28 protein-coding genes are annotated in these 23784 nt (G+C 45.8%); 15 read left to right on the forward strand and 13 right to left on the reverse strand.

The window, feature by feature from the left end; translation table 11 throughout:
- Positions 1-440 precede the first annotated feature (440 nt).
- From QUA97_RS03970 to QUA97_RS03985, 4 genes are read left to right on the forward strand one after another with little or no spacing between them, the layout of a single operon-like run.
- Positions 441-758: a 2Fe-2S iron-sulfur cluster-binding protein gene (locus tag QUA97_RS03970; RefSeq protein ID WP_333193219.1), complete on the forward strand. Its 318-nt coding sequence runs from the start codon at positions 441-443 to the stop codon at positions 756-758.
- Positions 759-815: 57 nt separating this feature from the next.
- Positions 816-1007, forward strand: coding sequence for a hypothetical protein (locus tag QUA97_RS03975; protein WP_194066583.1), 192 nt, complete (start codon positions 816-818; stop codon positions 1005-1007).
- Positions 1004-2095 (forward strand): DUF3326 domain-containing protein, encoded by a 1092-nt coding sequence (locus QUA97_RS03980; protein WP_333087931.1) that lies wholly within the window; start codon positions 1004-1006, stop codon positions 2093-2095. Before QUA97_RS03975 ends, QUA97_RS03980 begins: the two co-directional genes overlap by 4 nt.
- A gap of 22 nt (positions 2096-2117) precedes the next feature.
- Positions 2118-2711, forward strand: a complete 594-nt coding sequence (locus QUA97_RS03985; RefSeq protein ID WP_194009270.1) for a CPBP family intramembrane glutamic endopeptidase — start codon at positions 2118-2120, stop codon at positions 2709-2711.
- 199 nt (positions 2712-2910) lie between these two features.
- On the opposite strand, the gene QUA97_RS03990 is transcribed toward QUA97_RS03985, so the two are convergent.
- The 8 genes from QUA97_RS03990 to radA all read right to left on the reverse strand — a co-directional run bounded on the left by QUA97_RS03990 (position 2911) and on the right by radA (position 8239).
- Positions 2911-3327: a TIGR02588 family protein gene (locus tag QUA97_RS03990; protein WP_194066546.1), complete on the reverse strand. Its 417-nt coding sequence runs from the start codon at positions 3325-3327 to the stop codon at positions 2911-2913.
- Positions 3324-4178, reverse strand: a complete 855-nt coding sequence (locus tag QUA97_RS03995) for a TIGR02587 family membrane protein (RefSeq protein WP_333193222.1) — start codon at positions 4176-4178, stop codon at positions 3324-3326. The genes QUA97_RS03990 and QUA97_RS03995 overlap by 4 nt, the downstream gene beginning before the upstream one ends.
- A 118-nt stretch (positions 4179-4296) precedes the next feature.
- A complete protein-coding gene (locus QUA97_RS04000) occupies positions 4297-4548 on the reverse strand; it encodes a type II toxin-antitoxin system PemK/MazF family toxin (protein ID WP_228049807.1) in 252 nt (83 codons plus the stop codon).
- 3 nt (positions 4549-4551) lie between these two features.
- Positions 4552-4785 (reverse strand): hypothetical protein, encoded by a 234-nt coding sequence (locus QUA97_RS04005; protein WP_194066547.1) that lies wholly within the window; start codon positions 4783-4785, stop codon positions 4552-4554.
- An 84-nt stretch (positions 4786-4869) separates the two neighbouring features.
- Positions 4870-5823 carry a WD40 repeat domain-containing protein gene (locus QUA97_RS04010; protein WP_194066548.1) on the reverse strand — a complete coding sequence of 318 codons (954 nt, stop codon included), beginning with the start codon at positions 5821-5823 and terminating at the stop codon, positions 4870-4872.
- Positions 5824-5883: 60 nt separating this feature from the next.
- The gene (locus QUA97_RS04015; protein ID WP_194066549.1) at positions 5884-6123 is read right to left on the reverse strand and encodes a DUF2283 domain-containing protein; all 240 of its coding nucleotides are present in this window, start codon (positions 6121-6123) and stop codon (positions 5884-5886) included.
- 283 nt (positions 6124-6406) lie between these two features.
- Complete coding sequence (locus QUA97_RS04020; RefSeq protein WP_194066550.1) at positions 6407-6637, reverse strand: type II toxin-antitoxin system Phd/YefM family antitoxin; 231 nt, start codon at positions 6635-6637, stop codon at positions 6407-6409.
- Positions 6638-6682: 45 nt separating this feature from the next.
- Positions 6683-8239: a DNA repair protein RadA gene (gene radA, locus QUA97_RS04025; protein WP_194066551.1), complete on the reverse strand. Its 1557-nt coding sequence runs from the start codon at positions 8237-8239 to the stop codon at positions 6683-6685.
- Between the two features lie 164 nt (positions 8240-8403).
- Here radA and rpaB point away from each other — a divergent pair, with 164 nt between their 5' ends.
- From rpaB to QUA97_RS04050, 5 genes are all read left to right on the forward strand, one after another.
- Entirely contained in the window at positions 8404-9135 is a 732-nt protein-coding gene (gene rpaB, locus QUA97_RS04030; RefSeq protein WP_194009302.1) for a response regulator transcription factor RpaB, read from the forward strand.
- Between the two features lie 20 nt (positions 9136-9155).
- Entirely contained in the window at positions 9156-9326 is a 171-nt protein-coding gene (locus QUA97_RS04035) for a hypothetical protein (RefSeq protein ID WP_333193234.1), read from the forward strand.
- Positions 9327-9603: 277 nt separating this feature from the next.
- Positions 9604-10254, forward strand: coding sequence for a cofactor assembly of complex C subunit B (locus QUA97_RS04040; RefSeq protein WP_194066552.1), 651 nt, complete (start codon positions 9604-9606; stop codon positions 10252-10254).
- A gap of 52 nt (positions 10255-10306) precedes the next feature.
- A complete protein-coding gene (locus QUA97_RS04045) occupies positions 10307-10645 on the forward strand; it encodes a hypothetical protein (RefSeq protein WP_228049808.1) in 339 nt (112 codons plus the stop codon).
- Complete coding sequence (locus QUA97_RS04050) at positions 10642-11031, forward strand: type II toxin-antitoxin system VapC family toxin (RefSeq protein WP_333193237.1); 390 nt, start codon at positions 10642-10644, stop codon at positions 11029-11031. Before QUA97_RS04045 ends, QUA97_RS04050 begins: the two co-directional genes overlap by 4 nt.
- A gap of 90 nt (positions 11032-11121) precedes the next feature.
- Here the strand turns inward: QUA97_RS04050 and hpsJ-A are convergent, their stop codons facing one another.
- From hpsJ-A to rfbB, 4 genes are all read right to left on the reverse strand, one after another.
- Positions 11122-11799, reverse strand: a complete 678-nt coding sequence (gene hpsJ-A, locus QUA97_RS04055) for an HpsJ-like protein, cyanoexosortase A-associated (protein ID WP_194009278.1) — start codon at positions 11797-11799, stop codon at positions 11122-11124.
- 215 nt (positions 11800-12014) lie between these two features.
- Positions 12015-12683 carry a cyanoexosortase A system-associated protein gene (locus tag QUA97_RS04060; protein ID WP_194066553.1) on the reverse strand — a complete coding sequence of 223 codons (669 nt, stop codon included), beginning with the start codon at positions 12681-12683 and terminating at the stop codon, positions 12015-12017.
- Positions 12683-13534, reverse strand: a complete 852-nt coding sequence (gene crtA, locus QUA97_RS04065; RefSeq protein WP_194066554.1) for a cyanoexosortase A — start codon at positions 13532-13534, stop codon at positions 12683-12685. Before crtA ends, QUA97_RS04060 begins: the two co-directional genes overlap by 1 nt.
- A 226-nt stretch (positions 13535-13760) precedes the next feature.
- Positions 13761-14870 (reverse strand): dTDP-glucose 4,6-dehydratase, encoded by a 1110-nt coding sequence (rfbB, locus tag QUA97_RS04070; protein WP_333193241.1) that lies wholly within the window; start codon positions 14868-14870, stop codon positions 13761-13763.
- A 359-nt stretch (positions 14871-15229) separates the two neighbouring features.
- On the opposite strand from rfbB, the gene QUA97_RS04075 reads away from it, so the two are divergent.
- From QUA97_RS04075 to QUA97_RS04090, 4 genes are all read left to right on the forward strand, one after another.
- Positions 15230-15721: a hypothetical protein gene (locus QUA97_RS04075; RefSeq protein ID WP_333193245.1), complete on the forward strand. Its 492-nt coding sequence runs from the start codon at positions 15230-15232 to the stop codon at positions 15719-15721.
- A gap of 788 nt (positions 15722-16509) precedes the next feature.
- Positions 16510-17115 carry a DUF1517 domain-containing protein gene (locus QUA97_RS04080; RefSeq protein ID WP_194066557.1) on the forward strand — a complete coding sequence of 202 codons (606 nt, stop codon included), beginning with the start codon at positions 16510-16512 and terminating at the stop codon, positions 17113-17115.
- Between the two features lie 297 nt (positions 17116-17412).
- Positions 17413-18297: a hypothetical protein gene (locus QUA97_RS04085; protein ID WP_194066558.1), complete on the forward strand. Its 885-nt coding sequence runs from the start codon at positions 17413-17415 to the stop codon at positions 18295-18297.
- Positions 18298-18479: 182 nt separating this feature from the next.
- Positions 18480-19550: an S-layer homology domain-containing protein gene (locus QUA97_RS04090; RefSeq protein WP_333193249.1), complete on the forward strand. Its 1071-nt coding sequence runs from the start codon at positions 18480-18482 to the stop codon at positions 19548-19550.
- Between the two features lie 126 nt (positions 19551-19676).
- Here QUA97_RS04090 and QUA97_RS04095 read toward each other — a convergent pair whose 3' ends face one another.
- Entirely contained in the window at positions 19677-21299 is a 1623-nt protein-coding gene (locus QUA97_RS04095; protein ID WP_333193252.1) for a peptidoglycan-binding protein, read from the reverse strand.
- A gap of 268 nt (positions 21300-21567) precedes the next feature.
- On the opposite strand from QUA97_RS04095, the gene alr reads away from it, so the two are divergent.
- Positions 21568-22773 carry an alanine racemase gene (gene alr, locus QUA97_RS04100; protein WP_194066563.1) on the forward strand — a complete coding sequence of 402 codons (1206 nt, stop codon included), beginning with the start codon at positions 21568-21570 and terminating at the stop codon, positions 22771-22773.
- Between the two features lie 147 nt (positions 22774-22920).
- Positions 22921-23769, forward strand: a complete 849-nt coding sequence (locus QUA97_RS04105; RefSeq protein ID WP_194066564.1) for a mechanosensitive ion channel family protein — start codon at positions 22921-22923, stop codon at positions 23767-23769.
- Positions 23770-23784 lie beyond the last annotated feature (15 nt).

Raw genomic sequence — 23784 nt, forward strand, 5'->3', positions numbered from 1 at the left:
ACAACTAACAACTAACAACTAACAACTAACAACTAACAACTAACAACTAACAACTAACAACTAACAACTAACAACTAGCAACTAACAACTAACAACTAACAATTAACAATCAGCACTCAGTTAGTTCTACCGGGTTTTAGTGTTGCTGTTGATGAGTTGTTGGGTTGATGGCAAATATTGGTTAATTAGTTATATCTAACTGCTTTCTGGCAGAGTTCGCCCGTGCTGTTTGCGATTGTTTGTGAAAAAATGCTTGACAAAATGCCGTAGCTTGCGGGGCTGGACACGATCGCACTGCTAGTTAAGTTAATGAAAGTTATTGGCAATAAACAGTGTAGTTTTAAATTTGCACAAAATCGCCGACAGCGGTAATATATTTATTGCTTTGTTTGCAAATTTAGCGTAAATTCCGATCGAGAATTAAAACGATTAATAGAAATATGTCCAAGATTTACACTGTTGAATTGATCCACCAAGGCACTACCCATACCGTACAAGTGCCGGAAAACAAACAAATTCTGCAGACGGCGGCCGCTGCGGGTATTGAGTTGCCGAGTTCTTGCAATGCGGGGGTTTGTACTACCTGCGCTGCAAAAATTATTGAAGGGGAAGTCGAACAAAGCGATGGGATGGGCGTGAGCCCGGAACTTCAGGCGGAAGGTTATGTGTTGCTGTGCGTTGCTTATCCGAGATCGAACTTGAAGATAGAAACAGAAAAAGAAGATATTGTGTACGCTCGGCAGTTTGGCCAATCCTAGAAATAAACTAAAATTGACATAAATATCGATCGCGGTAAACCTATTATGGATCGCCAGATGACCACCCATTTCATTTCCGCAGAAGTTGACCTCCACGATACCGCCGAAGAACTGCACTCGGCGATTGAAATTGAACTGCAAAAGCACGGCGAACCGCTGCGCTGGGCTGTCACAGACGTGGATGTCGATCGGCAAAAGGCTGTGGTAGAAGGCTACGTGCTCGTGGAATCATCCCCCGTAGCAGCGTGAACTCCCCCCCTTTAACAGTGGTTTTGATAGTCCCCACAGGCGTTGGAGCCTCGATTGGTGGCTTTGCAGGAGATGCGCTGCCGGTGGCTAGGGCGATCGCCCAAGTTTCAGATACGCTGATTACTCACCCCAACGTCCTCAACGGCGCTCAACTGTATTGGCCGATACCTAACGCTCTCTACGTGGAAGGTTACGCCCTTGACAAGTTTGCAGCAGGATGCTGGGGGTTGCAACCAGTACATCAAAATCGCATCGGCTTAATCCTAGATTCCGCGATCGAACCAGACTTGCAGTTGCGCCACTTACAAGCGGCTGATGCAGCGAGAGCTACATTGGGCTTGAATATAACTGATTGTGTTTTAACCGATCGCCCCCTGGAAGTAGAATTGCGTATTTCAGAATCAGGGGCATCCTGGGGCACAATCGGCAATCCCGACAGTTTATTGCGCGCCGCCGAAAAATTGATCCGACAAGCAAAAGTCGAGGCGATCGCCGTTGTGGCGAGATTTCCCGACGATGAAGGTAGCGTCGCCCTCGAAAACTACCGCCGCGGCAAAGGAGTTGACCCCCTCGCCGGCGCGGAAGCTGTCATCAGCCACCTGATCGTCAGAACTTTTAAAATTCCCTGCGCCCACGCCCCGGCGCTGTCTGCGCTTCCCCTCGATCCCCAGCTTTCCCCGCGATCGGCTGCTGAAGAAATCGGGTATACTTTTTTACCTTGCGTGCTTGCCGGTCTGGGCAAAGCTCCCCAATTTGTCGGGCCAGAAAGCGCTCTAGGGAGTCAATTATCGATTACTGCCGATCGAGTCGATGCGGTGGTCATACCAGCCACAGCGTGCGGCGGCAGTGCTATCCTGAGTTTGAGCGGGCGATCGTCGGTACAAATTATCGCTGTGGGCGACAACAAAACCCAGATGCAAGTTCCCCCAGAAAAACTCGGAATCAAAGCTTTGCAGGTAAACTCATATTTAGAGGCGATCGGAGTCTTGGTCGCTTTACGAGCCGGCATCACTCCAACTTCCTTGGGTGCAGACATTTCCCCCCTGCATTGTTTGTCTGACTCAGCTCAACAAATCTCAAATCTGTAATCCATAATCTAAAATTGATTAAGTGGCAGAAAAAATTCCCGAAAATCCTGAAATTGAACCCTTAACGCGCACCCAAGTTTTAGTAGCAATGGGTGTAACAGCCATTATGTTGCTGGCGGTAGCTAAAGTGTGGTTGCTATTTGGATCGGTATCGCTTTTGCCAGTCAAATTGAACGTAATGGATTTGCTCGCAGGATGTGCGATCGGACTGGCAATTACAGGCGGTAGCGCGATCGTTTATCGCCTTTGGCCCGGTTATCGCCGGAGTGCTGACGTTTACTTAGAAGTAGTGCTCAAACCCCTATTTTGGCCGGATTTAATTTGGCTGGGACTGCTACCGGGACTGAGCGAAGAATTGTTATTTCGAGGCGTGATGCTTTCTGCCTTGGGAATGAATTTTACTGGTTTAATTTTATCAAGTTTTTGCTTCGGCATTCTGCACTTAGGAGGCACGGATCAATGGCCTTATGCTGTTTGGGCGACGGCGGTGGGATTGCTGTTAGGTTACAGTGTTTTAGTGACTGGGAATTTGTTAGTGCCAATTACGGCTCATATCTGTACAAATTTGATTTCTAGCTGTGTTTGGAAGTGGGAAAATAATCAAGTGAAGCAGTAGGGCGATCGCACTTCCAAAGCGGCGATTGAAATCGCGCCTGCGCGGAATATAGCAATAAATGCCAACGCGCCAGGTTTTTTTTTAGATTGAACGAACCGCGAAGACGCTTTAGGCGAAGCCGCGCGTCAGCGCTAGGGCGCGAAGGAAGAGGAAGAGTTCACAGAGGTGAAAAGGTTTTAACCGCCGATTTTTATCTGTGTTAAGGCAGTTTGTAGCTGCTCGATCGCACGATCAATTCACCTTGACTGGGGTTGCGGCTGAAAATAAAAGCTCCTGCTTGAGTTTCGCCGCTTGACAAAAAGTCAATTTGTTGGTCGCCGGATTCCAACACTTCACCGTTGACTCGCAGTTCCGCAATAATTTGCACTGATTCAGCCGTTTCGCCGCCCGTGTTAGTCACTGTAAACGGCACGTAAAATTGCCCTTGGGTTTCGCGAATTGGTGCATTGCGAGTGACAGAAATCACCGGAGGTTTCTGTTCTTTAGTCGCCCAGTTGTAGAGTACGAGTCCGGTGAGGCCAGAAAGGATGAAACAGGCGATCGCAAATGTCACCCATTCAGCAGGATTTCTTTTTTGTTGCTGTTCGCGATCGCTTTCTGTATTGTTTTCACTCATACCGTTAACCTCCCCGCAGCGCCGCCAATTGTCGCCGGCAATCCCAATACTAACGTATAGCTCAACCACATCGACCACGGAGCGTCAAAACTGAGTTTTTGGAAGAAAAACAGCATAAATGCAGAAGCCGCCAGCGATACTAAATACGCCATTACAGTTTCGCTGAGGGGACGCTGAAAAATCCCTTGTTGTTGTTGGCGCTTTTCTTGATAAGTAAAGCCTGCTACAAATACAATACCGTAGGAAATTAGCAGCGAAGCGGCAATAATTGCTAATTGCCAAGGCGGCGAAATAGCTGCCGCTAACATGGGCACTTCGTCGGTTGGGGCGATGTTGAAAGCAACGATCGTAGCGCCGATTAAAGTAGCGCCGATATCTGCTACAGTTGGATTAATTGTAGGTTCGCTGTCGCCGTCTGAGCTTTGATAGCGATCGCCGCTCAAGAAACCCCTTGCTAGTGCCACTCCCAAAGCAAACGGTAAGCCTTCAAAGATGATTTTGCCCAAAGTTTCTTGCAGGGGAGTCTCCAGCCTAATTTCCCTGAGCAAAAACAGGATCGCAGCGGCGCAGACAATCCCAATTGCGATCGCTTCTACGGTATCCATTGCAGCATCTCGCCAGCGGATGTTCTTAGTTTTGCGAAAACCTTCAGTGCGAACCAGCAAGAAAACGGCGATAAAAGTAGTTGCAATGGCGATCGAAATGTCGATCGGTTTACTGTGCGAACCAATCCACCAAACCTCCATCGTATAAAGCAGGGGAATTCCGAACAAAAAGCCCCCCGATGCACCTCGAATAATGTCGTTGAGTTCATTTGACCACTGATTTTTACGTCTTTTTGACTTGTTCATGTTGGGGTGAAAAAGCTTGCGAGCTTGTATGTTCATCAAAGAAAAGACCAGATTTGTTTGACTCTATCTCGCACTTGCGCCAAATCATCTGGGGTTAATATTCCCAGTCTCCTTTCCACTAAACTTTTTTGTAATGTAATGTGTTCAGTTTATGTAAGCGAACCACTGAAGGTCGCTTTAATCCTGCTTGTTGCCATTCCTGAATTTCGACATCAAAGGTTGTACGAGGGATTTGACTGGTTATTTTAGCAACGATCGTGTCTTCATCTCCCGTGTCCAACAGTATCAAACCAGGACGGCGTTTAGTTTCGGTTGTACCTGCAAAGATGAATGCGACTATAACTAATTCTCCAAACTGATAATTAGTCATAGCTCACTCCTCATCGTAAATTGCGTCTGGTTCGCTGAAATCGGCAAAGAATTGTTGGGCGGCAAGACGATGCCAATCTGTTTTTTCCTCTACTTCATCCGCTTCGGAGTTTGTTGGTTCTTGCACCAGAACAATAACTCTGACTTCTTGGTTAGCTGTCAAGTATTTTAAGATAGTATCGGGAAATTCTATTTTCCCTTCATCTGTGACTTTTGCGGGAAACTCGTATGCTTTCATAATTTTTAGGTCAATTTTTTTTACAACATTATTCAGTTTGTGATTTACTTTCTAATTCCTTGAGTTATAAAAAAACTCGCACGATTATAAATCTCTTTGCCAAATCTTGATAGTTTTGTTATCACTTCCACTAACCAGAGTCTGCCCATCCGGGCTAAAAGCCACAGAGTAAACTCCCCATGAATGCCCCAAGAGACTGCAAATTTTATCTCTGGTATCGAGATTCCAAAGTTCGATAATACCAGGTTCCGTACTATTCTCTTCGCTGCCAGAATCCCACCCGCCACTTGCTAAAATTTTCCCATCAGGGCTAAAAGCTAAGCAGAAGTCCCCCATTGAATTTTCCGCAAGAGTATAGATTTCTATTCCCGTGTAGAGATTCCACAGCTTAATAGTTCCCACACAGTGCAAAGTCGCAAAAGTTTCTCCATCGGGGCTAACAGCGATCGCATAAACAGAGTCCATACCCTCCTGCCAATGCTTTGTCCAGATTTCATCTCCAGTGGTTAAATTAAAAGCTACTGCACTTAGAGAAACATAATCATCTGCACTGCTACTAAGTAGAATCTTTCCGTCAGGGCTGAATAAAATAGCCAAACTATAAAATACTTCTACTGGCCACTTTAAAGTCCGAATTTCTTCTCCATTTCTAAGGTTCCAAAGTTTGATAGTTGTGTCTTCACTGGCACTTGCCAGAGTCTTCCCGTCGGGGCTGATAACTACAGAAGTAATTATGTCTGAATGTCCGGTGATGGTGTAAATTTCCTCTTTAGTGCTGAGATTCCAAAGCTTGATAGTTTTGTCCTTACTGCCGCTAGCAAGAGTTTGGCCATCAGGGGCGAGGGCAATGGATGTAACCCCTTGTGAATGTCCTGATAAAGTGTGAAGTTCTTGCCCTGTGTTGAGGTTCCACAGCTTAATTGTGCTATCAGAACTTCCGCTAACTACAGTCTGTCCGTCGGGAGTGATGACAACAGAAGTTACCGAACATGAATGCCCGTGAAGGGTGTGTACGCATTGCCAGTTAGTTTGAATCATTTGATGTTACTCCTAGCATTCATCCAGCAACCACATTTTTACTGATTGTTTTCAATTCCATTAAAGTGCAAGCTGAATTTCGGAATATTCTCCTAAAGCTTCGTTGACAACAATCAGTTTCCCTTGACTGTCCGCCCCTAATTGTTGATTGGCATTGAGTAATTCAATTCCATAAATAGTACCGTCTGGGGCAATATCTACATTCATTTGCTCGCTAACCTGGATAGTTTCTACCTGTGCATTTTTTTCTTTCAGGTATATATAAGCTACGTTGTATCTCGGATCGTAAGTCAGTTTCATGGAACCTCCTGCTCAAAATAATTTGACAATTACAGTGATAATTATCCAGTCTTCGCCTTCTGACGCTGCGATCCTGCACTTTCTTCATAGCATAAACTTTTCCCTGCCACTCAGCATTGAAGGAAAAGTTGCGCCTAAATCCGGTTCTACCAAACCCGGCCGGAAAAGTTGTACCACTTTCTACAGTAGCAATTACTTCTGCCTCAGTTGCACCTCACTCAATCAATCGCGATCGAGCATGGGGATGTAATCTAACGCTCACGTTGCTATTACCTCCTTAAGCTCATGACCTGTACTCCTTAAATTCTTCTAGCGGTTCGTCAAAATCATCGGACATCCAAACCATTCCTTTAGCACTTCCTGCTTGTCGATTGGGTTTAGCTTGTTTGGCAATTACTACCAATTTTACAACAGGCTGGTTATCTTTACTAATGGCAACTTCTTCACCTCTCATCGCCGCTTCGATCAATTCCAAAAACTTTTCTTTTGCCTCAAGAATGTCTACTTGATACATAATTTCTGCCTCCTTACTATCAATTTTTAACATCACCATTCTAACTCAATTCGATAAATCCTCTTCCTCCAAATCCACAGGCGGCAACTCCATATCATCAGACTGCAACTGAGCCGGAGTAGCCGGAATTGCGGCAATAATTGCATCGATTACTCTCGCCACCGGAATAATTTCCATCCCCAAATCTGGCACCGGTTGATTCTTCGGAACGATCGCCCTTTTGAACCCCAACTTAGCCGCCTCCCTCAGTCGCAATTCCAACTGCGAAACCGGCCGCACCTGTCCTCCCAAACCCACTTCCCCCAGCAAAACTGTGCGCGCATCAATTACCCGATCGCGAAAACTGGCCACAACCGCGATCGCAACTGCCAAATCCGATGCCGGTTCCTCCACCTTCAACCCGCCCACCGAAGCTACAATAGTATCTAATTTAGACAAAGGAATCCCCACTCTTTTTTCCAAAACAGCTAAAATTTGCTGCAATCTACTATTATCAACACCCGTAGTAGAGCGGCGCGGCGAACCAAAACTCGCAGGACTAACTAACGCTTGAATTTCTACTAAAATCGGTCGAGTTCCTTCGCAAGCAACCGTCGTAGAAGTACCGGGAGAAAATTCATCTTTATTACCTAAAAATAACTCCGACGGATTGTCTACTTCTCGCAAACCCTCTGCTACCATTTCAAAAACACCGATTTCGTGAGTCGCCCCAAAACGGTTTTTCATCGATCGCAAAAGCCGGTGAGAAGCAAAGCGATCGCCCTCAAAATAAAGTACAGTATCTACCAAATGTTCCAACACCCTCGGCCCCGCCAAACCTCCATCCTTAGTAACGTGACCGACAATAAATAAAGTAATATTTTCCCTCTTCGCCACCTGCATCAAAGCCGACGTACATTCCCGCACCTGAGCCACCGAACCCGGAGCCGATGTTAAACTAGCAAAATAAATAGTTTGGATGCTGTCAATCACCGCCACATTCGGTTTGAGCGATTCCAACTCCCGCAAAACTACTTCTAAATCCGTCTCAGGAAGCAAGTAGAAATTCTCCGCTGACTTGTCCTCGGAATCCGCTTTAGCTTCCCCGTTGCTGCCGGATTTATGTCCGCCGTTGCTTGACAAATCCACCGGATTAGCTACACCCAAACGCTGCGATCGCAATTTCACCTGTTGGCCAGACTCCTCCGCACTGACATAGAGTATCCGATCCTTGCGCGCCAACATATTCGCCACCTGTAAAAGCAGCGTCGATTTCCCGATACCCGGTTCCCCGCCAATCAACACCAGGGAACCCGGAACAATCCCGCCTCCCAAAACTCGATCGAGCTCCCCGTAACCAGAAGGCCAGCGAGACTGAGTTTGGTCAGCAATCTGCGATAATCTAAAAGATACTCTCGGTTGACCCTTCGACTTATCAGGAGGCGAACCGCCCACCGTCTTAGTTGTCACCCCAGTTAAACCAACCCGCGAGCCACCAGCAGTAGGTTGTTCCAACTGCTCGTCAAAAGAATCCCACTTGTGACAGCTAGGACACCTGCCAAAATATTGTGGTGAATCATACCCGCATTCCCGACAAATATATTGTATTCGAGGCTTAGCCATTGTTTATGATGATAAATAGTCACCCTAACATTTAGAAAAATCTGAGTTAAAGCAATTATAAAGCTTTCAGATCGATCGCCACCAATGATTCAATCTGTAGCTTCTATGATAGGGTACAAAAAATTAACATTATCTGAAATGTAACTTAAGGAGTGCTCGGTAAATTGGAAAACCATAAAGAAAAAATTCTGGTAGTCGATGACGAAGCCAGTATCCGGCGCATTCTGGAGACTCGCCTTTCGATGATTGGCTACGATGTCGTCACCGCGGCTGACGGCGAAGAAGCTCTCGAAACATTTCGCAACAGCGAACCAGACTTAGTGGTTTTGGACGTGATGATGCCGAAGCTAGACGGTTACGGCGTCTGTCAGGAGTTGCGTAAAGAATCAGACGTACCCATCATCATGCTAACCGCTTTGGGAGACGTAGCCGATCGCATCACCGGTTTAGAATTAGGCGCAGACGATTACGTCGTCAAACCTTTCTCTCCCAAAGAACTAGAAGCCCGCATCCGTTCGGTACTGCGGAGAGTTGACAAAAACGGCACCTCGGGAATTCCCAGCTCTGGAGTCATTCAAGTCACGAATATTAGGATTGATACCAACAAGCGCCAAGTTTACAAAGGCGACGAGCGAATTCGGCTCACAGGCATGGAATTCAGCCTGTTAGAGCTGCTAGTGAGCCGTTCTGGAGAGCCTTTTTCGCGATCGGAAATTTTGCAGGAAGTTTGGGGATACACGCCAGAACGCCACGTAGATACCCGCGTCGTGGACGTTCACATCTCCCGGCTCCGAGCCAAACTAGAAGACGACCCCAGCAATCCCGAATTAATTTTAACCGCCCGCGGCACAGGTTATCTGTTCCAGCGAATTGTTGAACCTGGAGAAGTTGGGTAAAGTTAGTTGGCATTTGGCAGTTGGCATTTGGCAGTTGGCAGTTGGCAGTTGGCAGTTGGCAGGTGTTAGGAAAGCAGGTGTTAGGAAAGCAGTTGTTAGGAAAGCAGTTGCTAGTTGTTAGTTGGCAGTTGGCAGTTGGCAGTTGGCAGTTGGCAGTTGTTAGTTGGCAGTTGGCAGTTGGCAGTTGTTAGTTGGCAGTTGTTAGTTGGCAGTTGGCAGGAAAGAAGTAGTTATTAGTCAACAGTCAACAGTCAACAGTCAACAGTCAACAGTCAACAGTCAACAGTCAACAGTCAACAGTCAACAGTCAACAAATAACAAATAACCAATAACAAATAACAAATAACAAATAACCAATAACCAATAACAAATAACCAATAACCAATAACAAATAACAAATAACCAATAACAAATAACCAATAACCAATAACAAATAACCAATAACCAATAACCAATAACTAATGACTAATGACTAAATCCGATCCAAATAAAGTTTTGCGGCAATTGCCCTTAGTTGCAGGAGGGTTAGCAGGTACGCTGCTGATGGTAAACCGCTTGCTAACAGAGCAGATTACAGACTCTCAAGCTCGATCGGACGCTTTGGGAGTAATTATCAGCGCCCTGCTGATTTTAACAGGCTTGCTGTGGCAGCAGGTGCAAGCGCGATCGCCCGATTCGGTACAGCTAATCGGCTCTGAAGGCTTCGAGTTTGCGCCGGATTTACCCGATGCCGTCAAGCTAGAATTAGCCTGGGCATCGCGTTTGCTGTTGACAAATACCGCCACAAGGGCGATCGTCATTGTGTATCGAGGAAAAGTTTTATTGCGGCGCGGCATTTTAGGCATCAATCCCGAAGTTAAACCAGGGCCAATATTGCAGCGAGCGATCGACAAAAACAAACCAATTTATTTAGTAAAGCTCGATATTTATCCCGGCAAAATTGAATTTGACTACTTACCAGAAAATACCCAAGGAGTCATCTGTCAGCCCATCGGCAGTCAAGGCGTTTTAATCTTAGGTGCCAACGCGCCCCGCAGCTACACCAAACAAGACGAAAACTGGGTAGAAGGCATTGCCGAAAAACTCGAAAACACGATCGCTCAGCACCTAATTTCTTAACTTTGTAGGGGGCGCATTCTGCACCTTCTCATAACATTTAAATCAAGCTACTATGACAACTAATTTGCTTCTCAATCTGAACCGTTTACCCAACAGCTTACCTAGTGAAGGTTCTATCCGTATTGAGCTAGTCAAAGGACTCCTAGTATTTCGCATTTCCACCAAAATACAGGAGCGAATAGAAACCTTAACAGCTCAAAAAACAGAATCAGCTCTCACTTCAGAAGAAGAAACAGAACTAAATCAATATCAAGAATTGGTTGATTATCTAAATTTGGTTAACGAAACTATAAAAAAATCTTTTTTATATCCTCTACACGGTAGTGTCAAGCGCTATGATGAGCCCTTTGAACCTGCTGCACCCTCAGAAGATTGGGAAGTGCTGCAATGATTGTACTGGATACTCATATATGGGTGTGGTGGGTTGACAAAAATGCGCGACTGACTCAAAAACACCAGGACTGGATACAACAATATCAGTCTCAAGGTTTAGGAGTTAGCATGATTTCTTGTTGGGAAGTCGCTAAATTGGTAGAGCTGGGAAGACTAACTCTGTCCCTAGCAGTTGATGAGTGGTTAGCAGCAGCTTTAGCTTATCCGGGAGTGCAGCAACTCGAACTCACAATTCCTATGATTATTCAGTCAACCAAACTCACGGGTTTTCACCGCGATCCTGCTGACCAACTTATTGTAGCAACAGCGAAAATACATGGGTGTCCGGTGCTGACGGCTGACGCGAAATTTTTGGCATATCCTGAAGAGCAGACTCTTAAATAATAGAGGTTGAAATGTGTGGATTCTGTTGCATTTATAAGTTCGTAAGGTGCGCGTCGGCGCACCTTACATCTAACTCAAAACTCAAAACTACTATCTCGCCCAATCAGTACCGCGCCAAATTGTGAAAAACAACACACTAGAAATCAGCGCACCCAGCAGCCACTTAACAGCATTTTTAAATAACCCCAAGCGCTGACTTGACTGAACCGTGGCGCTTTGTGTCTTCAACCGTTCCTTAGCCGGAGTAATTCTTGAAAGAATTTGGCTTTTTAATTCCTGCGGGTTTTGCGTATCCGCTGGTACCCCCAAACGGGTAAGTTCCCCCGCCAAATTCCTTAAATCTTCAGGAGTGCCCTTGTTCAGTCGTTCTTCCACTTGCTGCAATTGAGCTAATTGTTGATCGGCTTGAGTAGTAATTTGCTTGCTGTTTTGGTTGTTGACGTAGATAGTGCCAAAAATTCCCAAAGGCAACATCAACAGAAAAAGCAGCGCCAACAGCAAAGAAACCCAAGACAAAAGCTTTAACAAAGGGTCTTCAAAACGCCTGCGATCGTAATCTTCTCCAAAAAATATCAGCGCCATAGCCAGCAGCGGAACTGGCACCCGTTCCACTACAGCGCCAATCGTCTGCAATTCCCAGACGCGATTGCCGAAGTTTGCTGGTATCAAAACTGCGATCGTATCTAATAAAGACAAAATTAATAAACCGTAGCCAATCCAACGCAGCCTGTAAATAGAAAAACCTTGTTCGCCTTGTATGTCATTCATAAAATCCTCACTGTTGTTGTTAACAAAAAAATCTATCTCTCCGTTCAAAACGGATACAAACTACAGATTGAAGTCGTCGAATCTCCAAATTTTAGACCAAAGTTAGAGTTCCCAGATTCATCAGGTCGAGTAAATCTAAAATCTAAAACTTCCCCGAAGAGCGACTTGTGAGCCAGGGTAGCCGAAGCAAGTCGAAGAATCTAAAATCGACTTACTTAAGGTTCGGGAAATCGTGGCTGCCACCACCCATACCAAGAAACCCAAGCATTCTCTAGGGTTTTTTTGGCATCTTCTGGAGTTGTTTTATCCAAAGGCATAGACATCTGAGTCCACAAACAGCGCTTGTCTTGAATATTTCCCCTACCCAACAGCCAAAACAAAATGCGGTTCGGCTGCAAATCGCTAGTATTTCGATTGTATCTAAACTGTTGGGAAGTTACTGTAGGACTGCCGCGAGGATTGATACACGAACTCAAATACAGTCGATTTTGCTGTTGCAAAATTCCGTGAAACCCGGCAGCTTGAGTGCTGGCTAATGCTAGCTTACCAGGAGACGACTTGAGAATAGTATGTCCCTTCATCATACCTTCCACGTCCCCAATGGTATTCACCAAATAGCGCATCTCTATTTCTAGATCCTTGCTATTTTTTTGATATTGATACTTTCTGGCAGCCTTGACTTGTGAAGTATCGGTGATTTCCAGCGGCGCGCTCTTGATTATTTTCCACTCTGCTAAAGGCACCGACTCGGGAAAATTAAACTGGGTTACTAGACTATTGCCTGTTGAGGGATAGAATGTCAACTTTCCGGCCACTAATAAAACTCCTGCCAAAGTAACAGCCAAAAGAGAAATTCTAATTGGTTTCCAAGAGGTCATAGCCATTAGCAATTTTGTTTTTTATTATTTGGCGGTTCCGATTGCAAGATTGCAAACCAGCAGAATAGCCCGAAAAAGAATACAGAAATCATCGAAAAAACTACCGATCCACTACCTTCGTGCCAGTATTTAAATGCTTCTGATTGAGATAGCGATACCAGCACTGCCAGGAGAGCAATCCGCGCGGCATTCACGACAAATGCAATAAGTATTGCTACGATTGGGACTACAATTTTCTGTCCCCTAGTTGTCGGAAACATCAGCAAGAAAACTAGGGATAGTCCTAATAGTTGTAGGATAGCATTCACGCCAGAACAGCCGTGATACACTTCGACGCTGCCCTTTTCTAGGATAAGAAAAACTCCTTTCCGTATAACTTCAAATCCTAGATAGTGCAGGATGAAAGCTGAAAATTTAGCTGTTAGTAGGGCTACGTCAACAAATACTCCGATCGCGCCGGGAGGAATAATAACATAGGCAAGTATTAGCAGTTCTTGCCAATATTGTTTCAGTCCTTTTGTGCCGGAAGCTAGCAAAGCCAGACTGATTCCAGATAAGAAAGGGGCAACTCTGATAAACAAGTCGTAGCCGGATATGGAGGAAGTTTTGAGCAAAGTGAAGGCAATTAACGATGCTCCCAAAAAGCTGGCGAAAACTCCGCTTTCAAAAGTTAGGGATTCGTGTTTTTCCCAAATCAGAAATACCACGACTCCCCAAAACATTAACATTGTGCCGAAGAGGTCTGTGTCGTTTGTTCTGGCAGCCAGAGTCAGTTGCAAGGCAATCAAGCCGGAGGCTATGCCTAACAGCCAATATTTAGGTTCTTGGATTTGTTTGATCCAGTTGATTTCTATCATTGCTGCTTTTTGTTTTTTACTAAAAGCTTATAAAATGCTCGAGCAGGTAACTCTATAGAAATTATCAGCCACAAACACTGAAATTTATGCGTTTGGGATGAATGTTAACTAAATCTTCACAATAATTGACAAGAGTGAATGTTTGTGATATTAGTTTTCATCTAATTAAATCAGAAGAATTTGTAGGGTGCGGAATTCGCACCTTACCCGAATTAGCAATTACCAATTACTGATGAGCGTAAATTTTTTGGTAGTAGGTTTGATATTCCTCCGAAAGCAGGGGTTCCCACCACTCGCGATGGGCTAAGTACCATTCTACGGTCTGCCGCAGGCCTTCTTCAACTGTTACTGAGGGAGTCCAACCTAGTTCTGTTTCTATTTTGCTGGCATCAATAGCGTAACGCCGATCGTGCCCGGCTCTGTCTTTGACAAATGAGATCAGTTGTTCGCAAGGACGCGCGGGCAAATCTTCGGCTAATTCGTCCATTAGCTGGCAGAGCATCTTGACTAAATCGAGATTTTTTACCTCGTTGTTGCCGCCAACATTGTAGGTTTCTCCTGGTTTGCCGCGGTGGATAACGGCATCTAAGGCGCGGCAGTGGTCGAGGACATACAGCCAATCTCGGACGTTTTGACCGTCGCCGTATACTGGCAGGGGTTTGCCGAGTAGCATATTGATGCACATTAATGGAATCAGCTTTTCGGGGAAGTGATAGGGGCCGTAATTGTTGGAACAGTTGGTGATGATTGTGGGGAGGCCGTAGGTGTGGAAATAGGCGCGGGCGAGGTGGTCGCTGCCGGCTTTGGAGGCTGAGTAGGGGCTGTTGGGGGAGTAGGCTGTGGTTTCGGTAAATGCTGGGTCGTCGGGGCCGAGACTGCCGTAAACTTCGTCGGTGGAAACGTGGAGGAAGCGCATTTGTGCTTTGAGAGACGAGTCGTCTGTTGCTTCAAAGTGCTTGCGGAAGGCTTCTAGGAGTGTGAAGGTTCCGACGATGTTGGTTTGAACGAAGGCTGCTGGCCCGATAATTGATCTGTCAACGTGGGATTCTGCGGCAAAGTGGGCGACTATGTTGATGTTTTCTTGTTTGAGCAAGCTATCGACTAGGGCTCGATCGCCAATATCCCCCTGCACAAACCGAAAATTTTCTTTTCCTTCCAAGGTTGCTAGGGTTTCTCTGTTGCCGGCGTAGGTTAAAGCGTCGAGTACGATTACCCGATCGCCCGGATAGCTGCTGCACCAGTGATGCACAAAATTCGAGCCGATAAATCCAGCTCCGCCCGTCACCAACAATCGATGAGGTTCTCGCTCAATGCGTTGATTCCCAATGTTTGTCATAAAAATAAAAGTTTTTCCAATAACTAAGTCTTTTTAAAAGTAGCCTTAAATGTAGTTTGTCATCAAGTGTTTGTCGCTCTGCGATCGAATTTTCTGTTGTCGGACTTCAGATTTTCTGATTTTGGGGCGCTGAAATATTGAATCAACACACTTAAATTTCTATCGATGATTTTGAGCGTAACGCTTACATAACAAGGTTTTTAGTGTTTATTTTTGGTAATTTAAAATTTTAGTTGCGATCGCCCGATCGCGGATATTTGCGATCGATCTGTGATTTGAGCCGATAGCGACTGTTGATCTATTTGTAAAGAGCTGTTACCATTTATTTTTTAAATATCCTTTACAATTTCCAGAGCACCATGAAGAAGTTTCAAGTGTTAGCTGGCATTGCTTCCGTCGCAGCGATCGCCAGTAGCATCGCCATAGGTGACGCTGCATCTGCATTTCCCTGTTCCTACAAAAAATCAGGGGCGACTCAATCTGGTTCTGCGACAACGCTCCTAGGTTCGGGCGGCTCCGATCGAATGAATCCGTGGAAATCCGACAAAATAGCGGCTCTGGGTTTTCTGGGTTTGTTTGGGGTTTTGGGTGGCGGTGCGGCCTACATGAGCTATCGCGCCGGCCAGCGGGCCTCTGCGGCTTGTGCTGCGATGAGCGATAATTTTGAAGTTTTTGAAGAGCCAGTTGAGCCGATCGCAGATGCAAGTGTAGCTGAGACTGGAGATGCGGTTGCTGTGGTTCGCGAACACCCGGAAGCTCCAGGCGGCGAGCTAGATTTGCCGGTGGAGCAAGTTGCAGAGTTAGTTTGTGAAAGTGCGATCGAACCAGTAAAGCGCGCGATCGTCAAATAGACTGCAATCAGTAAGGATCGCGCGTGCAGACTTCAGTTTGCAGCCAAACAAACGGACGCTGACTGATATCAAATCCTCTCTTCATCGGAATAGTAAATTTACTGTTGATTGTTGACTGTTGACTGTTAACTGTTGACTGTTGAGGGCGGGCACGGGGGCACCGCCCCTACTGACTGTTGACTGTTGACTGTTGACTGTTAACATCATGTATGAGTGCAACCGGAATTGATATGACGCACGCGCGATCCGTTCTTTGATGGTAATCGACACGATCTCAAATAGTTATCTCGCGGCGACAAAGTATTCGCTGAGGGAATCTCCCATCTTGCAAGATTGGAGGTTTTTAAATTTGCAATTTGCGAGAATTTGTGTTTGGCATTTAATAAGCTGTTGTGCAAATAAACATTGTATATTTTGATGACAATCAAAAATTGTCAAATCCTCTCCCCCTCTCCCCTGATCCCCATCGGACCCTCAATCGCCATACACAATATATATGAGCAACAGCTTAATGCTGTCGGGAACTCGCGAATTTTTGAGGCGATCGCGCGCTGAATAAAAAATGCTTTTTTCCCAGCCGGATCTGGCTCTTCGATCCTGCTCTTTACAAGCTTTTTAGGATTGTCTAATATCGACTGTTGAAAATTAGATCGCTCAAAGCGAGATTGTAGGCTGCCGGGGCGATCGCCGAAAAAAATCTCGTTCTCAATCTGAAGGTAGATAACAATAGTTCCAATAGGGTGATATGATAGAAAGCATTGCCCAAAAGATGACAACTATAGGTTATTATGAGTGGTTTGCGCGATCGGTTCAATCAATTTACAGGTAAAACTAGATTAGCAGTTTGTCGCGTGTTCGTTCAGCTAACAGGTGAAGAAGTTGCACCGATGTTAGGAGTTCTCAACAGCACCGCCAGAGAAGCAATTGATGCCGATGGCGATGTAACAGTTTTGGGAGAAGGCCTTGTAGAAATTTGCAATCACTTGTTACAGTATGACAACTACTGGCAAGCAGCCGCTAATGAAGGTGATGTTTTTTGGGATGAAGGCGAAGCGGGCGATTATGTGGATGAACTTTTCACTGATTCAGCCTCCCGCTATCTCAGCGAACCTCAATACAGCACATCTGCTGACGAGAAAAATTCCCCGTTGTCTTTGCCCGTAACTAGAAATGTCGTAGTGATGCTGACAGTTGCTTATGAAGGTGAAGTTCCAGCCCTAGAAACAGACCTCGCTGACATGAGCGCCCTGAAAGCTGGTTTGAAAGCATTGATTAATTTACAGTACCAGGAAAGGCTGCGAGCCGTGCAAGTTCACTTTTCTCCCGCACAATTGGGAGACGAACTTACCAACGACCAAGTTTTGGTAAATTTCCCAGAACTCATTCCCCTTTAAAAACTGGAAAAGTTGCCATCAACACAACGAACCAGTGCTTTGGTAAAAATAATTCGCTTTGACAAAAACAATGTTAGCCGACACGATTTAAAAAAAAGAAGAAAAATAAAAAGGTTCGATCGTTCGGACTTTTTACCGAGGAAAAACTACGGGCTTTGTAAAAAGCTTTTTTTTATAGGGCGATATGAGGACGCTTGCGGTTAGCTAGAAGACTCGCCGCGACATTCATCTCGCACTCTTAAAGATGGCGCAGAAATGCTTTCACGACCAACAACCAATGAGCAAATATTATTGACTATGCTGCGAAAACTGACAGTTTATTTGATGGCTGTAATTTTGTTGGTGACGACAACCGCTTGCGGCTCTCCTTCAGTCCAAGCTCCGACAAATCCTGCTGCTGGAAATCAGGAGATTAACAGGGTGCGTACTTCACCAAAGAATAACTTGAGTCAAGGGGAATATCCCGTACAGCAAGCTACCTACGACGATGGCGATGGCGAGTACAGTTTGATGTTGCTGAATACTGGCCCCGGTAATTCTTCTATTTATCGCAGTACCGATTTACAAATGGCTCGTTTGACGGAGGAAGAAATATCGGCTGGTAAGAAAAGTTATCTAAAAATTGATAACAATAATGCGAGCCTGCATTTGACAGAAGATTTTAAAATTGAGTACGTTCATAACGTTACTGAAACTGTTGCTAATCCTCAAACAGGTCAGCCGCAAACGGTGGTGGTGCGGCAGCAATCGGGCTTCTGGGCTCCGTTTGCTGGGGCCGTGGCAGGTCAGGCGATCGGCAGTTTGTTATTTACACCGCGATATTACGTGCCGCCACTCTATCAGCCTGGGGTAATTATGAACGGATATGGCGGGTACGGCAATACTTACGGCCAAGCTGTCTCGCAATATCAAACTCGCTACCAAGCCCCGCCTGCTGCTGTGAGCAACCGTCAAGTTTTAAGGACGACGGGCCGCTTGCGATCGCCCACATCGAATGCGCCAGTAAGACGGCAAGCACCGTCGAATGCCAATCGATCGACCGGTTCGGGTTACGGCGGCAGCACTTTGAAACGATCGCAGCAGCCGCGTCAAAATGAATACAAGCGCCAGCCGAGTTTTGGTAGCGGCGGGGCGTCTCGCAGGCCTAGTCGCAGTGGCTCTTCCCGCAGCAGAGGGCGCTAATTAGAAGATTGCTAAAATCAGCAACGCCCGATCGATAAAAGTGGATTCGATCGCTCTTCTGTATACCACGCCGCCGCAGTTATTGACGGTGAGAATTTGGGAATAGTTGAGCGATCGATTTGTGTATTTACCAGACCCAAAAAATATGTGATTTAATTGCTACATTGATATGTGGTGACAATATGTCTTCTTCACAACCCCCATCAGGGGAAAGAAACCCTCTAGGATTCGACGAATTGATTGCCATCTTGGTTGCTTTCGGCACGATGGGAACAATTTTCTTTTGGGCCACCAGCAAGAATCCCAATCAATTCGGCATGAGAAATTGGCAATTTCCAGCCGTTTTTTCAGCGCCTGCTGTCACACCCGGAAACTCGACAATCTTAACACCCCTGCCGAGTTCGGATGTGCGATCGCCCGCGCCTGCGCCCGCTACAAAGCTGATTCCCTCGCAACCTAATGCCGCACCGATTGCGCCGATTGTACCGATTGTACCGATTGTACCGATTGCGCCTGTTGCGCCTTTAGGGCCGATTTTACCGGCAATTCCTCCCCAGGGGGCGATCGTGGTTCCCCAAACGCCTATTGCGCGCGAGACTCCCCCTGCAATCATTACCAAACCGAAAGCCCCTAAACCAAAAGTCGGGCCGGTTACATTCTCCGATATGCCTGACAAATATTGGGCGCGTCCATTTATTGTCGCTTTGGTCGATCGCAAAATCTTTACTGATTTCACAGACAACAAGTTTCGTCCCGATGAACCAATGACGCGAGCCGAACTAGCCCGCTTAATTGAGCGAATGTCCGACAAAAAAGAGACCCGAAAACCGATTAATTTTGAAGACGTGAAAGACAAGAACCCTGCCGCTAGCGCGATCGATGGCAGCGTTCAAAAAGGATTTCTTAAAGGATATCCAAACAATGAGTTCCGTCCCACAAAAGACGTTCCCCGTGTCGAAGTCATAGTAGCATTAGCTAGCGGTTTAAACCTGAAAAAAGAAGGGAATCCCACCAAGATTTTACAAGTTTATACAGACAGACAAAAAGTGCCGAAATGGGCAGTTGACAAAGTAGCAGCAGCAACAAAAGCTGGCATTGTTGTCAACCACCCCAAGCCCACACTTTTGCAGCCCAACAAAACAGCAACTCGCGCGGAAGTAGCAGCCATGATTTACCAATCTATGGCAAAAAAAGGTAAAGTACCTGCTAAACCTTCTAAGTATGTGATCGAGCAGGTCAAGTCGTCCAAATAATATTTTTGGGACAGCTCCGGCTCGGCGCTCCAGAATAAGATTTAATCTAGCTAGTTTGCAGTAAGAAATTTAGTTTTTTCTCCAGCATTTTCTGAGGATTTAATTCCTGACTGCGAACCAGCTAAATTAATCTTGAAACACCATAATGCTGCCCGAATAGCAAGCTACCCAAACCTGATGAGTTTCCGGATCGTAAGTAATTCCGATCGGACTTGAATTAACATTTACTGTTTGCAAAACTTTCATGTCGCTCGTTCTAACTTTGCTAACAGTATTCGAGAAATAGTTAACCACGTAAATCAGTTGACCGTCATCCGAAATCGCCATGCTGCGAGGTGCATTTCCAGTCCTCACTTTTTGAGCCACTTCACCCGTTTTTAGGTCAATCTTTGCCACATTTCCTTCACCGTTTAACGTGGCATAAAGATAATTTCCCTTCGGATCTATTGTCAGATGACGCGGCGCATTGCCAATATTTCTCAGCCATTCTACCGAAAAATTTATCAAATTTACTTTCGCAATATCCGAAGAACCCATGACGGCTATATAGGCATTCTTTGAGTCAGGACTTACCGCAATTCCCCGAGGATATGCACCTAGTTTTACCCGCTCGATTTCGAGATTTTTATTTATATCAACTACGCTCAAATCCCAACTGCACCAATTGCTGGCGAGGGCGAAGCGATTGTCTGGTGAAACAGCATTGAATTTGGGAACAGCACCCACAGGAATTACGTTTTCTATTTTTAACGTTTTGGTATTGATGCGGTAGAGGAAACTTTGGTCGTGTTTGGCCGATGGAGTACATCTATCACTCCCCGGATTGTCGAACCCCGTACCGTACATTTGGTAGTTGGATACGTAGGCATATTTACCGTCTGTTGAAAAAGCAGCTTCTACGGGAGCACCTCGATAATTACCTTTGAATTTAGCAAATCCGAACTTGGACAAGTTTATTGTATCGGGAATAGTCTTGACTAATTTAAAGTTCCTGTCGTAAACTGTGATTGTGTGGCTGTACATCATGTTTTGAGCAAAAAACAATCCCGATCCTGAATAAACTATTGATTTCGGCGATATTTTGCCGTAAATAGTTTTTTTCAATGTCATGTTGCGGGTAATCTTTTCTGGATGTTTTACCTGCTTTTCGGGTTGAAATTCAGGTGTTTCTGCTTCGGATTGTGGCGCGGGAGTTTCTGTTTTAAATGGTGGTAAAAATGGTTCTTGAAAAAAAGGTTTTTTCGGCTGGCTTTTAGCTGTATCTTCGAGTTTGTTGGTGTTTTCTGTGGTGCTAGGCGATGGGGAATATTGATTTTCTTGGGGATAGCTACGCCGATCGTACTTTGACTGCGTTTCGTCAGCGGGTTGATTGTCAGCTAGAGTGCTTTCCGGTTTAACGTTAAGTGCTGACAAGGTTTGAGGGCCGACAATTCCGTCAATTTTCAGGTTGTTGTCTGCTTGGAACTTTTTCACAGCAGCTTGGGTTATGGAGCCGTAAAATCCTGTGGGTTTCTGGCTAAAATATCCTGCGTCTTGTAGTGTTTTCTGGAGTTCGGCAACTTCGGGGCCTGAATCGCCTTTTTTGATGGCCAGGGTGGGGTTGACTATATTTAAAATTGTCAGAGCGATCGTAAAGAAAAGTAAAGGAGGAAAGGCTAAATTTAGGTGTTTTGTCGAATTGGGCGATCGAGTTTGAGGCGCAGGCGTTTCCCAAGTTTCAGCTAAATGCAGGTAAGCTAATCCGTCCATAGTTTTTACCAGGTATTTTGGATGCTATAGCAATCCTAAATGATTTATGGTACTACTCGCGATCGGGTTCTGCCTGGGAACCAGTTATAAATTAGTCCTAGACGCGCGAGTGGTGAGAAACCGGGTTGTATTGCGAAAATACTGCATCTAGACCTTTAATCTCGATTTAAACCCGGTTTCTGTGGTATTAATGCGTAATTCCTGATAATTAAACCTAGGATAAAATCTCCGAGCAGTGTTTAATTGTGTAAGCAAGATAGGAGCGACAATGTTGAGCGAGGAAGAAAAAACAGCAGAATCGGCGCTAACAAAAAACCGCCAGACGGTGCTGTGGAAAGGTGATGGCGGACTTTGCCAGCGGGCTTGGGTAGAAATTGATTTGGCAGCTTTAACTCACAATGTAAAACAGCTTAAAAATCTGTTATCTCCCCAAACTGAATTGATGGCAGTTGTGAAGGCGGATGCTTACGGGCACGGTGCTGTTGCAGTCAGTCAAACAGTATTGCAAGCTGGTGCTAGTTGGCTTGGTGTGGCGACGATTCCCGAAGGCATAGAATTGCGAGAAGCTGGGATAGAAGCGCCGATTTTGCTGTTGGGGGCAACTCATACAGCGGCGCAGGTAAGGGCGATCGCCCAATGGCACTTGCAGCCCACTATTTGTACTGCCAAACAAGCCCTAATTTTTTCCGAAGTTCTCGCTACTCTCGATCGCTCTTTGCCCGTTCACGCTAAGTTAGATACGGGAATGTCTCGCTTGGGTACGCCCGCGTCGGAAGCAACAGAATTTGTGCAATTAGTCAAGCGGTTGCCCAATTTAAAATTAGCTAGCATTTACTCTCACTTGGCGACAGCCGACAGTCCCGATCCCGCTGTTATGACTGTTCAGCACGATCGGTTCAAACGGGCGATCGAGCAAATTCAAACAGCAGGAATTAACCCCCCCCGCCTGCACTTGGCAAACTCGGCGGCGGCCCTGGCAAACCCCGATTTACACTACGATTTAGTGCGAGTCGGTTTGGCTACCTACGGTATTTATCCAGCTCCTCACTTGCAGTCGATCGCTTCTTTGCAGCCGGCAATGCAGGTAAAAGCCCGGATTACTCAAGTGAAAACAATTGCAGCAGGCACCGGTGTCAGTTATGGCTATCAATTTATCGCCTCGCAGCAGACACAGATTGCCGTAGTTGGCATCGGCTATGCAGATGGGATTCCGCGCAATCTTTCTAATAAAATTCAGGTTTTAGTCAGGGGCAAATTTGTGCCGCAAATCGGAGCAGTGACGATGGATCAATTAATGCTGGATGTCTCGGCAATTCCCGATTTAGAAGTCGGCGAAGTGGTGACGCTGTTGGGCAAAGATGGGGAAAATGAAATTACTGCAGACGGTTGGGCAGAAATTTTAGGAACTATTTCCTGGGAAATTCTCTGCGGTTTTAAACACCGATTGCCCCGCGTAGCAGTGATTAGTCAGTAGTCAGTAGTCAGTAGTTATTGGTTGTTTGTTATTGGGCTGGAATACCCAATCCCTCCGCTTCGCGCTCGCCCAATCCCTCCGCTTCGCTCCGCCCAATCCCTCCGCTTCGCTCAATTACCAATTACTAATTCCCAATTACCAATTAACATGACAGTTATTCAGACGTTTTTACCAATAGCCCAAACCTTGTATTCCCAGCTAAATGCAGAAAGAACACAAGCCTTGGAAGTAGCCCAAGAATTCTCGAAAAAGTTCGTAGAATTGGGGTTTAAAGTTGTACCTCAAGTGCTGTGGGCGATCGGCATTTTGTTAATTACGCGATTTGCGATCGATGTGGCGGGGCGCGTGACTCGCCGAACTCTGAGTCGCACCGAGCCCACGCTGCGGAAATTCTTAGTTCAAGCTGCAGAAATTACGATTTTGATTGTCGGAGTAGTCGCAGCTTTGAGTCAGTTGGGAATTCAAACTACCAGTGTGGTGGCGGTGGTTGGTGCGGCGGGTTTGGCGATTGGCTTGGCGTGGCAAAATACTTTGTCGCACTTTGCTGCTGGGGTAATGTTGATTAGTTTGCGGCCTTTTGAAGTGGGAGATGCAATCGAAGCTACTGATGTGAAGGGAGTTGTCGATAGCATCGGGATTTTTTCAACTACTGTTGTGACGGACGATCGCATAAAAATTATTGTCCCTAACAACCAGCTATTTAACGGTACACTGAAAAATACCACGGCAATGGGAACGAGGCGAGTAGACTTAAAAATTGATATTGGCGATCGGCCGATCCGTCCAATGATGGCTGAGTTATTAGAAATTGCCCACTCTCACCCCCTAGTGTTGGAAAATCCGCCCCCGACTTGTTTAGTAGCCGAGATTACTCCAGATACAACTATTTTATCTCTCCGGCCTTGGTGCGCGTCGGTGGCCTACGAACAAGTGCGATCGCAAGTTCAAGAACACGTCAAAGAAGCAATGAATGCCCACAAAAATCAAGCACAATAGATATCAATCCAAAAT

The sequence above is a fragment of the Microcoleus sp. CZ3-B2 genome (genome assembly GCF_036705055.1).
In the GTDB taxonomy this organism is placed as follows: domain Bacteria; phylum Cyanobacteriota; class Cyanobacteriia; order Cyanobacteriales; family Microcoleaceae; genus Microcoleus.

Coding starts and splice junctions, on each gene's coding strand:
- QUA97_RS03970 (WP_333193219.1), top strand. CDS start 441: ATGTCCAAGATTTACACTGTTGAATTGATCCACCAAGGCACTACCCAT.
- QUA97_RS03975 (WP_194066583.1), top strand. CDS start 816: ATGACCACCCATTTCATTTCCGCAGAAGTTGACCTCCACGATACCGCC.
- QUA97_RS03990 (WP_194066546.1), bottom strand. CDS start 3,327: ATGAGTGAAAACAATACAGAAAGCGATCGCGAACAGCAACAAAAAAGA.
- QUA97_RS03995 (WP_333193222.1), bottom strand. CDS start 4,178: ATGAACAAGTCAAAAAGACGTAAAAATCAGTGGTCAAATGAACTCAAC.
- QUA97_RS04000 (WP_228049807.1), bottom strand. CDS start 4,548: ATGACTAATTATCAGTTTGGAGAATTAGTTATAGTCGCATTCATCTTT.
- QUA97_RS04005 (WP_194066547.1), bottom strand. CDS start 4,785: ATGAAAGCATACGAGTTTCCCGCAAAAGTCACAGATGAAGGGAAAATA.
- QUA97_RS04010 (WP_194066548.1), bottom strand. CDS start 5,823: ATGATTCAAACTAACTGGCAATGCGTACACACCCTTCACGGGCATTCA.
- QUA97_RS04015 (WP_194066549.1), bottom strand. CDS start 6,123: ATGAAACTGACTTACGATCCGAGATACAACGTAGCTTATATATACCTG.
- QUA97_RS04020 (WP_194066550.1), bottom strand. CDS start 6,637: ATGTATCAAGTAGACATTCTTGAGGCAAAAGAAAAGTTTTTGGAATTG.
- radA (WP_194066551.1), bottom strand. CDS start 8,239: ATGGCTAAGCCTCGAATACAATATATTTGTCGGGAATGCGGGTATGAT.
- QUA97_RS04040 (WP_194066552.1), top strand. CDS start 9,604: ATGACTAAATCCGATCCAAATAAAGTTTTGCGGCAATTGCCCTTAGTT.
- QUA97_RS04045 (WP_228049808.1), top strand. CDS start 10,307: ATGACAACTAATTTGCTTCTCAATCTGAACCGTTTACCCAACAGCTTA.
- QUA97_RS04050 (WP_333193237.1), top strand. CDS start 10,642: ATGATTGTACTGGATACTCATATATGGGTGTGGTGGGTTGACAAAAAT.
- hpsJ-A (WP_194009278.1), bottom strand. CDS start 11,799: ATGAATGACATACAAGGCGAACAAGGTTTTTCTATTTACAGGCTGCGT.
- QUA97_RS04060 (WP_194066553.1), bottom strand. CDS start 12,683: ATGGCTATGACCTCTTGGAAACCAATTAGAATTTCTCTTTTGGCTGTT.
- crtA (WP_194066554.1), bottom strand. CDS start 13,534: ATGATAGAAATCAACTGGATCAAACAAATCCAAGAACCTAAATATTGG.
- rfbB (WP_333193241.1), bottom strand. CDS start 14,870: ATGACAAACATTGGGAATCAACGCATTGAGCGAGAACCTCATCGATTG.
- QUA97_RS04075 (WP_333193245.1), top strand. CDS start 15,230: ATGAAGAAGTTTCAAGTGTTAGCTGGCATTGCTTCCGTCGCAGCGATC.
- QUA97_RS04080 (WP_194066557.1), top strand. CDS start 16,510: ATGAGTGGTTTGCGCGATCGGTTCAATCAATTTACAGGTAAAACTAGA.
- QUA97_RS04085 (WP_194066558.1), top strand. CDS start 17,413: ATGCTGCGAAAACTGACAGTTTATTTGATGGCTGTAATTTTGTTGGTG.
- QUA97_RS04090 (WP_333193249.1), top strand. CDS start 18,480: ATGTCTTCTTCACAACCCCCATCAGGGGAAAGAAACCCTCTAGGATTC.
- QUA97_RS04095 (WP_333193252.1), bottom strand. CDS start 21,299: ATGGACGGATTAGCTTACCTGCATTTAGCTGAAACTTGGGAAACGCCT.
- alr (WP_194066563.1), top strand. CDS start 21,568: ATGTTGAGCGAGGAAGAAAAAACAGCAGAATCGGCGCTAACAAAAAAC.
- QUA97_RS04105 (WP_194066564.1), top strand. CDS start 22,921: ATGACAGTTATTCAGACGTTTTTACCAATAGCCCAAACCTTGTATTCC.